17 protein-coding genes are annotated in these 14,229 nt (G+C 68.0%); 6 read left to right on the top strand and 11 right to left on the bottom strand.

Annotated features, from left to right (window positions below; genetic code table 11):
• Nucleotides 1–309: 309 nt before the first annotated feature.
• The gene (rpsA, locus tag AB0M24_RS32285; RefSeq protein WP_363776502.1) at nucleotides 310–1,803 is read right to left on the bottom strand and encodes a 30S ribosomal protein S1; all 1,494 of its coding nucleotides are present in this window, start codon (nucleotides 1,801–1,803) and stop codon (nucleotides 310–312) included.
• A gap of 180 nt (nucleotides 1,804–1,983) precedes the next feature.
• Between rpsA and AB0M24_RS32280 the strand changes: the two genes are divergently transcribed.
• From AB0M24_RS32280 to AB0M24_RS32260, 5 genes are all read left to right on the top strand, one after another.
• Entirely contained in the window at nucleotides 1,984–2,817 is an 834-nt protein-coding gene (locus tag AB0M24_RS32280) for a class I SAM-dependent methyltransferase (protein WP_363776499.1), read from the top strand.
• An 11-nt stretch (nucleotides 2,818–2,828) separates the two neighbouring features.
• A complete protein-coding gene (locus tag AB0M24_RS32275) occupies nucleotides 2,829–3,752 on the top strand; it encodes a GNAT family N-acetyltransferase (protein WP_363776496.1) in 924 nt (307 codons plus the stop codon).
• 78 nt (nucleotides 3,753–3,830) lie between these two features.
• Nucleotides 3,831–4,460: an ABC transporter ATP-binding protein gene (locus tag AB0M24_RS32270; protein ID WP_363776493.1), complete on the top strand. Its 630-nt coding sequence runs from the start codon at nucleotides 3,831–3,833 to the stop codon at nucleotides 4,458–4,460.
• Nucleotides 4,457–6,382, top strand: a complete 1,926-nt coding sequence (locus AB0M24_RS32265) for a YhgE/Pip domain-containing protein (RefSeq protein WP_363776490.1) — start codon at nucleotides 4,457–4,459, stop codon at nucleotides 6,380–6,382. The genes AB0M24_RS32270 and AB0M24_RS32265 overlap by 4 nt, the downstream gene beginning before the upstream one ends.
• Nucleotides 6,379–6,954: a TetR/AcrR family transcriptional regulator gene (locus AB0M24_RS32260; protein ID WP_363776487.1), complete on the top strand. Its 576-nt coding sequence runs from the start codon at nucleotides 6,379–6,381 to the stop codon at nucleotides 6,952–6,954. The genes AB0M24_RS32265 and AB0M24_RS32260 overlap by 4 nt, the downstream gene beginning before the upstream one ends.
• On the opposite strand, the gene AB0M24_RS32255 is transcribed toward AB0M24_RS32260, so the two are convergent.
• Together AB0M24_RS32255 and AB0M24_RS32250 are read right to left on the bottom strand one after the other, a co-directional pair.
• A complete protein-coding gene (locus tag AB0M24_RS32255; protein ID WP_363776484.1) occupies nucleotides 6,917–7,603 on the bottom strand; it encodes a DUF4328 domain-containing protein in 687 nt (228 codons plus the stop codon). The genes AB0M24_RS32260 and AB0M24_RS32255 overlap by 38 nt on opposite strands.
• Nucleotides 7,600–8,181, bottom strand: a complete 582-nt coding sequence (locus AB0M24_RS32250; protein ID WP_363776480.1) for a DUF4328 domain-containing protein — start codon at nucleotides 8,179–8,181, stop codon at nucleotides 7,600–7,602. The genes AB0M24_RS32255 and AB0M24_RS32250 overlap by 4 nt, the downstream gene beginning before the upstream one ends.
• Before the next feature lie 121 nt (nucleotides 8,182–8,302).
• Between AB0M24_RS32250 and AB0M24_RS32245 the strand changes: the two genes are divergently transcribed.
• A complete protein-coding gene (locus tag AB0M24_RS32245; RefSeq protein WP_363776477.1) occupies nucleotides 8,303–8,749 on the top strand; it encodes a hypothetical protein in 447 nt (148 codons plus the stop codon).
• Between the two features lie 3 nt (nucleotides 8,750–8,752).
• Here AB0M24_RS32245 and AB0M24_RS32240 read toward each other — a convergent pair whose 3' ends face one another.
• The 8 genes from AB0M24_RS32240 to AB0M24_RS32205 all read right to left on the bottom strand — a co-directional run bounded on the left by AB0M24_RS32240 (nucleotide 8,753) and on the right by AB0M24_RS32205 (nucleotide 14,227).
• Nucleotides 8,753–9,265 (bottom strand): hypothetical protein, encoded by a 513-nt coding sequence (locus AB0M24_RS32240; RefSeq protein ID WP_363776474.1) that lies wholly within the window; start codon nucleotides 9,263–9,265, stop codon nucleotides 8,753–8,755.
• Nucleotides 9,262–9,834 (bottom strand): AAA family ATPase, encoded by a 573-nt coding sequence (locus tag AB0M24_RS32235; RefSeq protein WP_363776471.1) that lies wholly within the window; start codon nucleotides 9,832–9,834, stop codon nucleotides 9,262–9,264. Before AB0M24_RS32235 ends, AB0M24_RS32240 begins: the two co-directional genes overlap by 4 nt.
• Nucleotides 9,835–10,075: 241 nt before the next feature.
• Nucleotides 10,076–10,279 carry a cold-shock protein gene (locus tag AB0M24_RS32230; protein ID WP_363776469.1) on the bottom strand — a complete coding sequence of 68 codons (204 nt, stop codon included), beginning with the start codon at nucleotides 10,277–10,279 and terminating at the stop codon, nucleotides 10,076–10,078.
• Nucleotides 10,280–10,458: 179 nt separating this feature from the next.
• A complete protein-coding gene (locus AB0M24_RS32225) occupies nucleotides 10,459–10,977 on the bottom strand; it encodes a hypothetical protein (RefSeq protein WP_363776466.1) in 519 nt (172 codons plus the stop codon).
• A gap of 34 nt (nucleotides 10,978–11,011) precedes the next feature.
• Nucleotides 11,012–12,061 carry a Gfo/Idh/MocA family oxidoreductase gene (locus AB0M24_RS32220; RefSeq protein ID WP_363776463.1) on the bottom strand — a complete coding sequence of 350 codons (1,050 nt, stop codon included), beginning with the start codon at nucleotides 12,059–12,061 and terminating at the stop codon, nucleotides 11,012–11,014.
• A 5-nt stretch (nucleotides 12,062–12,066) separates the two neighbouring features.
• Nucleotides 12,067–12,537, bottom strand: coding sequence for a hypothetical protein (locus tag AB0M24_RS32215; RefSeq protein WP_363776460.1), 471 nt, complete (start codon nucleotides 12,535–12,537; stop codon nucleotides 12,067–12,069).
• Nucleotides 12,534–13,361 (bottom strand): carbohydrate ABC transporter permease, encoded by an 828-nt coding sequence (locus AB0M24_RS32210; RefSeq protein WP_363776457.1) that lies wholly within the window; start codon nucleotides 13,359–13,361, stop codon nucleotides 12,534–12,536. The genes AB0M24_RS32215 and AB0M24_RS32210 overlap by 4 nt, the downstream gene beginning before the upstream one ends.
• On the bottom strand, nucleotides 13,358–14,227 hold the full coding sequence (locus AB0M24_RS32205) for a sugar ABC transporter permease (RefSeq protein WP_363776515.1): 870 nt from the start codon (nucleotides 14,225–14,227) through the stop codon (nucleotides 13,358–13,360). The genes AB0M24_RS32210 and AB0M24_RS32205 overlap by 4 nt, the downstream gene beginning before the upstream one ends.
• Between the last annotated feature and the right edge of the window lie 2 nt (nucleotides 14,228–14,229).

Genomic DNA, 14,229 nt, shown 5'->3' with positions numbered 1-14,229 from the left:
GGGGGTGTCAAGTCGACACGCTTTTCGTCGACTTGACACCCCTGCCTGGTCGTGGCTCGCTCACGCGCGGCTCGTGACGGGGCCCGCCGGACCGCACCACCTACGCAACAGCAAGCCGCCCAAACCAACAGGCGTGCCATCAACCCGCAGACGGCGCTGGCCCCCAGATCAGATTGGCGGGGTTTGGGGCAGAGCTCCCAAGGGAAAGCACGCAACAGCAAGGTACGCACGCAACAAGACCACCCACAAAAACGGCGAAGGCCCCCGCACCGCCAGGTGCAGGGGCCTTCGAACCGTTGTCTAGCTAGCTCACATGCCGCCCGACAGCTTCTCGCGCAGAGCCGCGAGCTGCTCGTCCGAAGCGAGCGTGCCACCGGACTGAGCCGGCGCACCCACGGACGTGGTGCCGGAAGCGTCGCCGCCCGAGGTGTAGTTGCCCGCACCCTCGGCCGAAGCCTCTTCCTCGGCCTCGGCGGCCTTGCGGATCTGCTTCATGTGGGCCTCGTAACGAGTGTGCGCCTCGGCGTACTGGCGCTCCCACTCCTCACGCTGCTTGTCGAAGCCGTCCTGCCACTCCTGGGTCTCCGGGTCGAAGCCCTCGGGGTAGATGTAGTTGCCCTGGTCGTCGTACTCGGCGGCCATGCCGTACTGGGTCGGGTCGAACTCGGTGTCGACCGTGAAGCCCTCGTTGGCCTGCTTAAGCGACAGCGAGATGCGACGGCGGTCGAGGTCGATGTCGATGACCTTGACCATGACGTCGTCGCCGACCTGGACGACCTGCTCCGGGATCTCGACGTGGCGCTCGGCCAGCTCGGAGATGTGGACCAGGCCCTCGATGCCCTCGTCCACGCGGACGAACGCACCGAACGGAACCAGCTTCGTGACCTTGCCCGGGACGATCTGGCCGATCGCGTGGGTGCGGGCGAACTGGCGCCACGGGTCTTCCTGCGTGGCCTTCAGCGACAGGGAGACGCGCTCGCGCTCCATGTCGACGTCGAGGACCTCGACGGTGACTTCCTGGCCGACCTCGACAACCTCGGACGGGTGGTCGATGTGCTTCCAGGACAGCTCCGAGACGTGGACGAGACCGTCGACGCCACCCAGGTCCACGAAGGCACCGAAGTTGACGATCGAGGACACGACGCCCTTGCGGACCTGGCCCTTCTGCAGCTGGTTGAGGAACTCGCTGCGGACCTCGGACTGGGTCTGCTCGAGCCACGCGCGGCGGGACAGGACCACGTTGTTGCGGTTCTTGTCCAGCTCGATGATCTTCGCCTCGAGCTCACGGCCGACGTACGGCTGGAGGTCGCGGACGCGACGCATCTCGACGAGGGAGGCGGGGAGGAAGCCGCGGAGGCCGATGTCGAGGATGAGACCACCCTTGACGACCTCGATGACGGTGCCCTTGACGGGCTCGTCCTTCTCCTTGAGGGCCTCGATGGTGCCCCACGCGCGCTCGTACTGGGCGCGCTTCTTGGAGAGGATCAGGCGGCCTTCCTTGTCCTCCTTCTGGAGAACAAGTGCCTCGACCTCGTCACCAACCTGGACAACCTCGTTGGGGTCGACGTCGTGCTTGATCGACAGTTCGCGCGAGGGGATGACGCCCTCGGTCTTGTAGCCGATGTCGAGCAGGACCTCGTCCCGGTCGACCTTGACGATCGTGCCTTCGACGATGTCGCCATCGTTGAAGTACTTGATCGTCTTGTCGATAGCAGCGAGGAAGTCCTCCTCCGTCCCGATGTCGTTGATCGCGACCTGCTTGGGCGCAGCGGCAACGGGGGCGGTGGTGGTGTCGGTGGACATTAGGTAGGTGGCTCCGGTACGGATTGGCATTAATGAGTGGTAGTGGTGCGCGCGCAGCATCGCAGCGACCTGGAATCCCCGACCGTTCTGGATCATGGGCAGCACTAACCCACTACGCGGGCGTTATCGTACGCGGCCGCGAGAGGTGTGAGCAAACCAGCCCCCATGTGAAGGAGCAGTGTGTCCAACCAGCACGCGAGCGCGGAACAAGCGCTCGGCACGGCAGGCATCGTCAAGCGGGGAGCGGACGCCGCCGAGTCACGCGTGGCGAACCGCATCTGGTGGGACGCGGACGCCGACGACTACCACGAGACGCACGGCGACTTCCTGGGCGCGGCGGACTTCGTCTGGTGCCCGGAGGGCCTCCGCGAGGAAGAGGTCGGCTTCCTCGGTAACACCGCAGGTCAGAGCATCCTCGAGGTGGGTTGCGGCAGCGCGATGTGCGCCCGCTGGCTCAAGGCCCAGAGCGCCAACGTCACCGCGCTCGACATCTCCGAGGGCATGCTCAGGCACGCGCGCAAGCACAACGACGACACCGGCATCCAGGTCCCGCTCGTGCAGGCCAGCGCCGACCAACTGCCCTTCAAGGACGACTCCTTCGACGCCGCCTGCTCGGCGTTCGGCGCGGTGCCGTTCGTCGCCGACGTCCAGGAAGTCTTCGAAGAAGTCGCCCGCGTGCTCAAGCCGGGCGCGAGGTGGGTGTTCGCGGTCAACCACCCGATGCGCTGGATCTTCCCCGACGACCCCGGCCCGCTCGGCCTCACCGTCACGCAGTCGTACTTCGACCGCACCCCCTATGTAGAGGTCGACGCGGAGGGCCACGCCACCTACGTCGAGCACCACCGCACGCTCGGCGACTACGTCCGGGCCCTCACGAACACCGGGTTCACGATCGAGGACCTCGTCGAACCCGAGTGGCCGAAGGGCCACACCCGGATCTGGGGCCAGTGGAGCCCGCTGCGGGGCAAGCTCTTCCCCGGCACCGCGATCTTCCGCACGCGCCTGACGTCGTAATCTCCACGGTCATGACCTCGGCACGCGGACTCGTGGCGGCCCAGTCGGCTCGTTTCACGTCGCTGGACCCGTTACTCCCGCAGGCCGTCGAACCACCCACCGACGGCCACGTCATCACGGCCGCGCTCGCGGACGGCACGCGCGTCGCCGGGGTCATCAGCCACAAGACCTTCGAGGAACACTCCACGACCAGGCTGTGGTCGACGGCACAGGTGTGGGAGCTGCTGCCGCTGGTCGGCGCGAGCCAGGGCATGGACGCGCTGCTCACCCGCTTCCGCCGGCACCTCGACACGCTCCAGCCGAGCGACGACGACAGCGCGTGCGTCGTGCACTGGCCGAGCCGCGACACGAAGGCGGCGCGCGCGTTCCTCGACCACGGCCTCGTGCCGCTGTCCGTGCTCGCGGTCAGGCTGAGAACTCCCCCGCCCCGCGTCCCCCGCACGCTGACGATCCGCCGCGCCACCCCGCACGACCTGGACGCGGTGCTGGAGCTCTCCCTCGCCGAGCTCGAGTACTCGTCGTTCGTCGGGTCGACGATCGTGCGCACGGAAGCACGGGCCGTCAAACAGCGCGCCCTCGCCGAACGCCTCGCCAACGCGAGCCCCATCTGGCTCGCCGAACGGGACGGCATCGCGGTCGCTCTCGCCGAGTGCGCGATCGTGTCGTCCGAGCCGGGCACGATGGCCGCCACGAGGCTGCCCCGCGGCCGCTGGGGCTATGTGAACTGCGTCTCGGTGCTGCCGGGAGCCCGCGGCACCGGCATCGGCCAGCAGCTCGTCGCCTACGCCCACCAGGAGCTTCACCGGATGGGCGCGGTCGGCACGTACCTCTACTACAACCCGCCGAACCCGTTGAGCAGCGTCTTCTGGCCCCGTCAGGGCTACCGGCCGCTGTGGACCGTCTGGGAAGTACGCCCCGCCGCAGCCCTTAGGTGAGCTATGTCCGACTTGCCGACGCCCGAACTCTGCGCGAGAATTTGTACTGACCGGTCAGTTTAAACGGAAGGTAAAGACGTGGAGATCCACGCAAGTCGCGCAGGCGTCAACGGGGGACATGGTCCCCTGCTCCGCCCGACTTCGCTGACCGTGAAACCGGGCGAGCTCACCTTGGTCGCGGGCGAGCCCGGCACCGGTCACACCGCCCTCGCGCTGCTGCTCTCCGGCCGCATCAAGCCCTCCACGGGCACGGTGTCGCCGGACCCGAAGATCCTGCGCAAGCAGGTCGTGCTCGTCGACGCCCCCGAGGTGAACGAGCCGGAGGAAGCACTGACGCTCACCGCCGTCGTCGGTGAGGAGCTCGCGATGAACGGCATGCGCTCCGGCAAGAAGGCGGTGCACGACTGGTTGGTCGAGCACGCCGCCGACGAGCACGCCACCAAGCGCTTCGAGCACGTGCCCGCACACACGCGTTGCGCGGTGATGCTCGAACTGGCTTCCGCACGCCCCGGAGCAACGACGCTCATCCTCGACTGCCCGGACCGCTACCACCCCGACCCGCGCGAGTGGTTCGCCTTGGCGCAGACCTACGTGACCGAAGAACGGTCCGTGGTCGCCCTGTGCTCGAACACCACCGCGCACATCCTCGACATCCCGCACGCGCGCCTTGGTGAGGACAACGACTCCGAGATGGAGATCTCCGCATGAGCGCCCTTCGCATGGCCTTCAACGAACTTCGCCGGATCACCTCCGGCACGCTGCCCAGGCTCGCGGTGCTCGCGCTGGCCCTGGTGCCGCTGCTCTACGCCTCGCTGTACCTGTACGCCAACAAGGACCCGTACGCGAACCTGCACAACGTCCCGGCCGCGCTGGTCGTGAAGGACATGGGGGCCAAGGACCTCAACGCCGGCAAGGACGTCGGCGACGAGCTCCTCAAGGGCAACAAGTTCAAGTGGCAGGTCGTCGACAGCACCGACGAGGCCGACGAGGGCGTGCGCAAGGGCAAGTACATCTTCGCCCTGACGCTGCCGGAGGACTTCTCCGAGGCGCTCACGTCCGCCGAGGACAACAAGCCGCGCCAGGGCGTGCTGACGCTGACCACCAACGACGCCAACAACTACCTGGGCTCCACGATCGCGAACCAGGTCGTCGCCGAGGTGCGCCGCGCCGTCACCGCCAAGGTCTCCACCGAGGCCGCCGACAAGCTGCTGCTGGGCTTCTCCACGATCCGCGAGGAGACCACCAAGGCCGCGGACGGCGCCAAGCAGCTCGCGGACGGCAGCGCCACCCTGCGCGACAAGATGGGCGAGCTCGACAGCGGCGTCCAGCAGCTCTCCACGGGCGCGGTGACCGCCGCGAACGGCGCCGCGCAGCTCAGGGACGGCACGCACGAGCTCCGGTCGCAGACCGCCCCTCTGCCCGACGGCGCCAAGAAGGTCGCCGACGGCGCGCGCCAGGTCGCGAACGGCAACGAGACCGCCGCGACGCAGGCCGAGGAGTACGCGCGCAAGGCCCAAGCCCTCGTCGGCGGGCTCGACCAGGCCACCGGCGACGTCGCGAACCACTTGCGCGCCTTGGGTTTCACCGAGGACCAGGTGCAGAAGGTGATGGGCACCATCACCCAGGTCCGCAAGCCGGTCGACGACGCCAACGGCAAGGTCCAGGGCGCCGCCGGTGACCTGCGCAAGCTCGCGAACGGCGCGGACCAGGTGGCGGACGGCGCCGAGCAGCTCTCGTCCAAGATGCCCGGCCTCGTCGCCGGCATCGGCAAGCTCGACGACGGCGCGACCAAGCTCGCCGACGGCAACGCGCAGCTCCGCGACGGCCTGCAGAAGGCCGCCACCGGCACGCCCCAGCTCAAGGACGGCGCCACGAAGTTGGCCAGTGGCGCGGCCGAGCTGAGCACCGGTCTCAACGGTGGCATCGACAAGATCCCGAACCAGGACGACCCGACCCGTGCGGCGATCGCCGCGGCCATCGGTGACCCGGTGGCGGTGAAGGGCCTGTCGCAGACGAAGGCCGCCACGTACGGCGCCGGCCTCGCTCCGTTCTTCCTCGGCCTGGCGACGTGGATCGGCGCGTTCGTGCTCTTCCTGCTGCTGCGTCCGCTCTCACGCCGTGCGCTGGCCGCTGGTCAGTCGGCGCTCAGGGTCGCGGTGGGCGGATGGCTGCCGGGTGCGTTGCTCGGCATCGTGCAGGTGCTCGTGATGTTCTCGGTCGTGCGGTTCGTGGTCGACATCGAGCCGTCGAACCCCTTCGGCACGTTCGGGTTCCTCGTGCTGATGTCGCTGACGTTCGTGGCGATCCTGCACGCGCTGAACGCCGCGTTCGGTGCCGTGGGCAAGTTCCTGGGATTGATCCTGCTGATCCTGCAGCTGGTCAGCGCAGGTGGCACGTTCCCGTGGCAGACGATCCCGGTGCCGCTGTACCCGCTGCACTACGGCCTGCCGATGGGCTACGCGGTCGACGGCCTGCGCCATCTGATGTACGGCGGTGACCTGGGCAGCGTGGGACAGGACGCATTGATCCTTCTCGCCTGGCTCGTCGGGGCCCTAGCCTTGTCGTCCGTGGCGGCCTACAAGCAGCGGGTGTGGACACCTTCCAAGCTGAAGCCGGAGCTCGTGCTGTGAGCGCCCGGACGACCGCGACCAAGCAGAAGCTCTTCGACGCGGCGCTGAAGCTGGTCGGCGAACGGGGCGCGGCCTCGGTGACGGTCGACGAGATCGCCGCCGAAGCCGGGGTCGCCAAGGGCACGATCTACTACAACTTCGCCTCGAAGGACGCGCTGGTAGAAGCGCTGCTCAGGCACGGGGTCGAGATCCTGGCGGGCCGGCTGCGGTCCGCCGAGGAGTCCGAGAACTCGCTGGAGGCGCTGGTCGACGAGATGCTCGGCTTCTGGGCCGAGTACCCGGCGTTCGGCCAGCTGCTGGTCTCCGAGCTGTGGCGCACGCCGGGCCAATGGCACGGCACTCTCTCGTTGCTGCGCGACGACATCGTGTCGATCGTGCGCGGTCAGATGAAGCGCCTGTCCGACGCGGGCCGCCTCCCGGAAGGGGTGGAGGTCGGCACCGCGTCGGCGGCGTTGTTCGGCACGTTGCTCGTGATCGCACTGGACTGGCAGGTGTTCCAGCCGGAGCGGTCACGCGATCAGGTGCGCGAGTCGGTCATGCACCTGGTACGTGGACTGGGACAGGCCCGCTGAACTCCTGCGGCCGCGTCTGGTCCTGAAGGTCGGTCAGCCGCTTGATCAGCACCACGGCCAGCACGGCGGCGATGATCGTCACGATCGTCGTCACCCACGTGGCGGTGGCGACGGTGTCCAGGTCCGCGTCATCGCGCAGCACGAGCCGCATGACCACCCGGTCGCCCCACGACATCAGCAGGAACGCCGTCCACCAGGCGGTGAGGAAGCCGTTCTTGTCGCGGGCCTGCAGCGGGCGGTCCTGCTGGGCGGGGTCGAAGGAGCGCCAGACGTCCTGGACGATCTGGTACGGGAACCACCACCCCACGATCGGCGTGATCCACGAGCCGATGACCCAGCCACGCCCGTGACGGTGCTCCGCGCCGTAGGTGACGCGCTCGGCGTTGCGGCGGGACCGGTAGATCCACACGATGAACGTCACGCCCGACGCGATCGTCACGAACATCGTCGGAATGGCCACCAACAGCGTGAAGGCGTCGGCCGCGCGTGCGTCCTCCATCGTGGCGTTGCCCTCGGCGTACGCCTTCACAACGTCAGCGGTGCGCTGCGAGGAGATACCGTCCAGGATCGAGAGAACGGCTTGGAGTCCGATGAGGACAGACGCGGCGACACCGATGCCGCGCACCGGTCTGAACGGTTCGATGTTCATGATTCCCCCAGGTGACTTGGAACTTCTTCCTGCATTGCGTTGACCCGCTTGATCATTCGCGCGGCGAGGGATGCCGCCGCGACGCTCATGACCGCAGACAGGGTGTAGACGGTCGCGTAGTCCTGCACGGCGCTGTTGCCCGCGATCAGGACGAGCGCGTTCGACGCGAGGTAGCAGAGCCACCAGGCGGTGACGAGACCGCTCTGGGGCCGCTGCTTCAGCCCGACCATGGGCTGTGACCGGTCGGACCCGCGCCAGATGTCCTGCATCACCACGAACGGGATGAACAGGTTCAGGAACGGGATGATCCACCCCACGAACACCCACATGTTCGCGTACCGGTGCTGGTGCTTCGACGTGATGACGTCGGAGTTGAGCCGCGCCTGGCTCATCCACACGACGAAGGCCACGCCGGCCACCACCTGCACGAACAACGCGGCCCAGTCGACGAGAACGCCCGACGCCTCGTTCGCCGAGCTCCACAGCATCACGGCGATCAGGACCTGGATGCCCGCCGCGACGAAGATCGCGGCCGTCGCGAACTTGCCGACGGCATGCGCCGGCCTCACCACACTCACGACATTCCCCCAAGAAATGCGCACGTCCCCCGACGTCGGCGCGGAGCGTACAACCTCAACGCCCGATCGAGCGATGTGTTTGGTCGTGCGGGGCTAAATGGCCGCCGGTACGAACGAAGTCATGTCGAAACCGCTGAGCGTCCTCGTCGCACTGCTGGCCTGTTGCGCCCTCACGACCGCTCCGGCGCTCGCCGCCGAGCCCGTCACGGCCACCGCCGACTTCCAGGAGAAGCTGTTCTCCCCCGTCGACGGCACCCTCGACTTCGAGGAGACGGCCGACGGCATCAAGGTCACCGGCGCGTTCAAGAAGGGCTTCGCCTCCACTCACCCGGAGGACTACCAGCTGCAGGTTCTCGACGGCGTCACGGTGGTCGTCGACTTCAGCAAGGACTTCCAGAAGATCGCCGAGATCGAGGCCGCGGAGGTCTCGAAGTTCGAGTTCACCACGAAGACCAAGCAGAAGATCGCGGACATCCGCAACGAGGACGTGGTGGTGAAGCAGCTCGTCGACGTGGCGGCGGGCATCAAGGTGCAGGCCGAGATCGGCCGCGCGAAGGTCGTCAAGTAGCGGTCAGCGGGCGTCCTCGTGGTGCAGCGAGGGCGCCCGCCCTTCCAACGCCCGTTCGACGGCCTCCAGCACCGCACGGCTCGTGCGCTGGGCGGCGTCGTGGGCGAAGTGGCCGAGCAACACCTGCTGCGTGGGATTCGGCAGCACCGGGTCCGGCACCGGCCCGCAGGTGTGCACCTCCACCACCGGAGCGTTGTCGGCCAGAAGGTGCTGCACGGCTCGTAGGACGTCAACGCGATAGTTGTCGTGCACCCAGGCGACCAGCAGGTTCACCCGGCGGTTGGCCAGCTCGTACTCGACCTCCGAGGCCAGCTCAGCGGGCTTGGCCCAGTCGGCCTTGATCCACGTCGGCCGGTGCCCCGTGCGCAACGACGCCCGCGCCGCCCGTCCAGGACCGTCGTCGGCCATCAGGGGCTGGGTCCGCGACGGCAGCACGACCTGCCACCCGCGTTCGACCAGCTTCCCCGCACATCCCGCCAGCATTCCGGTCCCGCCGAGCACCAGAGCCGTTCTCACCGAGCACGCTCCTCCCCGACCGACGCCAGCGGCCCGGCCAGCCACCGTTCCACCTGCCCCTGCCCGCGCAACCGCACGACCACGACCTCGTCGACCAGCTCGAGCACCCTGGTCCGGTTGCGCCGGTAGGTCTTCCAGCCCCACCGCAGAATGTGCTCGGAGTCCGTGAACACCGACCACAGCGACGGTTCCTCGTTACCGTTCCACAACTGCACCCTCGCCGCGCGACGTCTGATCGTGCGACTCACGAGCCGTCCCATCACCATCGAGAACGGGTGGTCGAGCCACACCAGCGTGTCCGCGCGGGCCACGAGCATCGGCCGTGCGTCGTGGTACTGGAACTCGGTCACCCAGGTTCGCTCGTCCGCGAACGTCGCCACGTCGCTGAGGAACTCGGGGCGCGGGGTCCACCGCGGACCCCAGTAGAGGCTGTCCAGCTCCACCCGGCGCAGGTCGCGGCGTTCGGCGATGCGGCGGCAGAGCGTCGACTTGCCGGAACCCGCGTTGCCCGCGACGAGGATGCGCCGGGGCACGTGCGGCAGCGGATCAGCTGGTCCGAGCAACGGCATCGGGCCAGGCTAGTGGCGTGGCGCAGAACGTTGCCAGGCCAGTTCGCGGTCAGACGGGTGCATCGCGGTGCCGCCCCCGCGTCCTCATACTGGACCATATGGGGGCGCGGGGGCGGTGCCGCGAGGCGCCCTGCTGAGCGTGAACTGACCGGCCCACGTTCTGCGCCACGCCACTAGGTGAAGTCGCACACACGAAAACAGGGCCCCCGGATGACCGGAGGCCCTGCTGTCAAAGCTCAGCTCAGAGAGCCGACACGTTCGTCGCCTGCGGGCCCTTCTGGCCCTGCGTGATGTCGAACGAGACCCGCTGGTTCTCCTCGAGGCTGCGGTAGCCGCCACCGTTGAGAGCCGAGTAGTGGACGAACACGTCAGCGCCGCCGTCCTCGGGGGCGATGAAGCCGAAGCCCTTTTCCGCGTTGAACCACTTCACGGTGCCGTTGGCCATTTACCTGTACTCCTTCAATGCACTAAGAGCGAGCCACACTGTGTGGCAGCTCCGTGGTTGGTCGTGAGCCGACCTCTCCAACCGCAAAGAAGGAGACGCGCCCGCAACTGAAGTTCAGCGAGCGTGTGTGGAAACACGAACACAAAACCGCAACCAATAGGACAGTCTAACGCATGCCGTCAGCGGCGTCCGCGCGGCTGGGGAACCGCGAACTTCCGCTGCATCGCCGAGACGCGGAAGATCAGGTAGCAGGCCAGGCCGGCGGCACCCACCGAGGCCAGCGTGGACAGGGTCGAGAACACCACGTAGGCGGGGGTGTCGAGGAGCAGCGACTCGAAGATGTCGCAGCCGATCATGGCCAGGAACGCGTACTGCCAGGGCCTGATCAACGGGCTGGCCACGCGCTGGTCGAACGGCACCTCGCGCTGGGCGGGGTCGCTCGCCCTCCACGCCTGGGAGACGGTCCGCACACCGTGCAGGGCGATCGCCTCGGCGTTGTGGGTGACGGCTCGGAACCACAGCAGGGACGCCACCGCCGCGGGCACGACGAGCACGATGGCGAGGAAGCTCCACGAGGAGGAGCCGCCCTGCCAGTCCGTGATCGTGCCCCAGACCGACTCGAGGGCGGACAGCGTGATGAGGCCCATGCTGACGTAGCCGGTCAGCCGGACGTCCTTCAAGTCGATGTAGGTGTCCAACGCAACTCCCCGAACGAGCAGACCCGCGCGGAGACTACCGTCCGAAACCGCAGCCCAGCTCGGTGAAAGTCGCGATCTTCTCCGCGGCGCGCACGACGACCTCGTCGATGCCGTCGAGCACCACCCGGTCGGTGACGCGGCGGGCGGGTACGAGCGGCACGTCCGCCTTGCCGCACGCCTCGACGACGGACGTGAACGCGCGCGCGGCTGCCAACGGCGCGACTAGGGGCTCACCGGTCTGCCGGTGCCGGATCAGGTTCTCCAGAAGGTCCACAGGAGCGGCGACGGCCATCTTGTGGTCGTTCACCGTCAGCCTGTCGTCGTCGTACCACCACACGGCCTGTCCCAACGAGCCGTGCACGAGCACGACCGGTGGCAACGATGTCGACGCGCACAACGTCGTCGCCACCACCACCGGCGGCGCGCCATCTGCCGTGACGCGCACACAGGCCGTGTCGTCGGCGGTGATCGTGTCGCGGCAGCGGAACAGCTCCAGCTCGACGCCGATGTCCGTGCGTTCCTCGACGTCGGCGAGCAGCAGCGCGTTCTGCAGGGCGTGCGCGAACGGGTTCACCAGCGTCCCGTCCTCACCCTGCCGCCCCGCCCACGCGGACCGCTCGTAGTACGAGTCCGTGCGCACCCAACGGCCCGCGGCGCCGATGCCCGAGATGTCGCCCAGCGCACCCGACCCGATCAACGAGCACAGCCGCCGGTACGACCCTGTCCCCTGCGACTGGAACCCGACCTGGCACACCAGTCCGCGGTCGGCGGCGGCAGCGGTGATCTCGTCGAAGTCCGTCACCGACAGCAGCGCCGGCTTCTCCACGAGCACGTCGCAGCCGAGCGCGAACGCACTCAGCACAAGATCGCGGTGGGTCGACGGCGGCGAGGAGATCACCACGACCTCGGGGTGGAGCTCGGCCGCCAGCGACGGCAGGTCCGGGTACGAGGGCACCGGCACGTCGCCCACGTCCGCGACGTCCACGACCCCCACGAACGTCGCCAGGCCGTCGTGGCCCAGCCGGAGCAGGTTCTCCACGTGCCGTGCACCGTGCCCACGCGCGCCGACCAGCGCAACACGCATCGTCCTCACCCTTCTCGGGTGGACTCCGCTGCCAGCGCCAGGGGTCCGCCGATCACCAGCGCCAGCGGAGGCAGGGCCCACACCAGCACACCGGCGACCACCAACGCGGCCATCAGCATCGGCCGAGGTGCTTCGAATTTCAATGCGCCGCGCCATCCGAGACGCGCTTGATCAAGAAGAACCGCTCCGATGGCCGCAGCCGCGAGCAACACGCCGCCCCGAACGAACCAAGGCGCCGGCAACACCGTGACCACCAGCAGCACGTCCACCACCAGCACCGCCCACAGCACGGCGAACACCACCCCCGGCGCCCACTGCACGCGCAGCAGCGACCAGAACCGCCGAACGGGAAGATCACCCTTCAGAACGGCGCACCCCGCCCCGAAGGCCGAGTACGCCGTCACCAGCGGCAGCGAGGCGACGAACACGAACAACCCCACCAGCAGCGCGTCCGCCAGCGCCTCCAGCCGGTTCATCCCTTCAGCCCCGTCGTGGCCACACCGGCGACCAGGAACCGCTGGAACGCCAGGAAGAACAACCCGATCGGCACCAGCGACAGCACCGACATCGCGAACATCGGCCCGTACGAGGACGACGACGTCTGGTCGATGAACAGCCTCAGGCCCATCGGGATCGTGTAGTTCTCGGTCGACGACAGGTAGATCAGCTGCGAGAAGAAGTCGTTCCAGGTCCAGATGAACGTGAAGATCGCCGTCGTCACCATCGCCGGCCGCGACAACGGCAGCACGACGTAGCGGTAGTTGCGGATCGGCCCGCAACCGTCGATCTTCGCCGCCTCGTCCAGCTCGTACGGGATGCCGCGCATGAACTGGACCATCAGGAACACGAAGAACGCGTCCGTCGCGAGCAGCTTCGGCAGGATCAGCGGCACGAACGTGTCGATCATGTCGAGCTGCTGGAACACGACGTACTGCGGGATCAGCGTGACGTGCGCGGGCAGCATGATCGTGACCAGCGCGAACGCGAACAGCGGGCCGGACAGCCGGAACCGCAGCCGGGCGAACGCGTAGGCCGCCAGCGAGCACGACACGACGTTGCCGATCACCGCACCCGAAGCGACGATCGTCGAGTTGCCGAGGAACGTCCAGAACGACTCGCCGCCCGCGCCTTCCAGCGCGCCCACGTACCCGTCGCCGGTGATGCGCCCCGGGAACAGCGCCCGCAGGTTGGAGACCAGATCCTCGACCGGGGTGAGCGACGCCGAGATCAACCACACGATCGGGTACAGCACCAACGCCAGCGCGGCCAGGCACAGCACCAGAACTAGAGCCCGCTTCAACGTTCGTCTCCGTAGAACACCCAGTACCGCGAGGTCCGGAACAGCACGGCGGTGATCAGCGCGATCGCCACCAGCAGCACCCACGCCATCGCCGACGCGTAGCCCATCCGGAACTCCGTGAACCCGCGCTCGTACAGGTAGAGCGTGTAGAACAACGTCGAGTCGGCCGGACCGCCACGCCCGCCGCTCACCACGAACGCCTGCGTGAACGCCTGGAACGCGTGGATCGTCTCCAGCACCAGGTTGAAGAACAGCACCGGCGACAGCATCGGCAGCGTGATCGACCACAACCGCCGCCACCACCCGGCGCCGTCCACCGCAGCCGCGTCGAACAGGTCGCGCGGAATCTGCTGCAACCCGGCCAGGAAGATCACCATCGGCGCGCCGAACTGCCACGCCGACAGCAGCACGATGGTGATCAACGCGTAGTCCGGCGTGTCGACCCAGGTGTCGAAGATCGCCCGCCACGCCAGCGCCAGCCCGACCGACGCGCCGAGCAGCGACGGCGCGTAGAAGGCCGAGCGGAAGAACGCCTGTCCCTTGCCGCGCAACGAGTTCAGCAGCAACGCGACGGCCAGCGCCAGCACCAGCTTCAACGGCACCGACCACACGACGTACTTCAGCGTGACGACAACGGAGTCCAGGTACCGCGGATCGTCACCGAAGAGCTTCGCGTAGTTGTCGAACCCGACCCACCGCGGGGAGTTGAACAGGTCGTAGTCGGTGAACGACAGGTACAGCGACACGACCATCGGCGCGACGGTGAGCCCGATCGCGCCGAGCAGCCACGGACCGAGGAACAGGTACGCGACGCCCTGCGAGTTCTTCGGCCGCCGAGGGGGCGCGCCCTCGGCGACCGACTTCACCG

The organism is Lentzea sp. NPDC051838, from assembly GCF_040681245.1.
Lineage (GTDB): Bacteria > Actinomycetota > Actinomycetes > Mycobacteriales > Pseudonocardiaceae > Lentzea.
The sequence above is the reverse complement of the archived record's forward strand: the minus strand, read 5'-3'. Positions and strand labels throughout refer to the sequence as shown.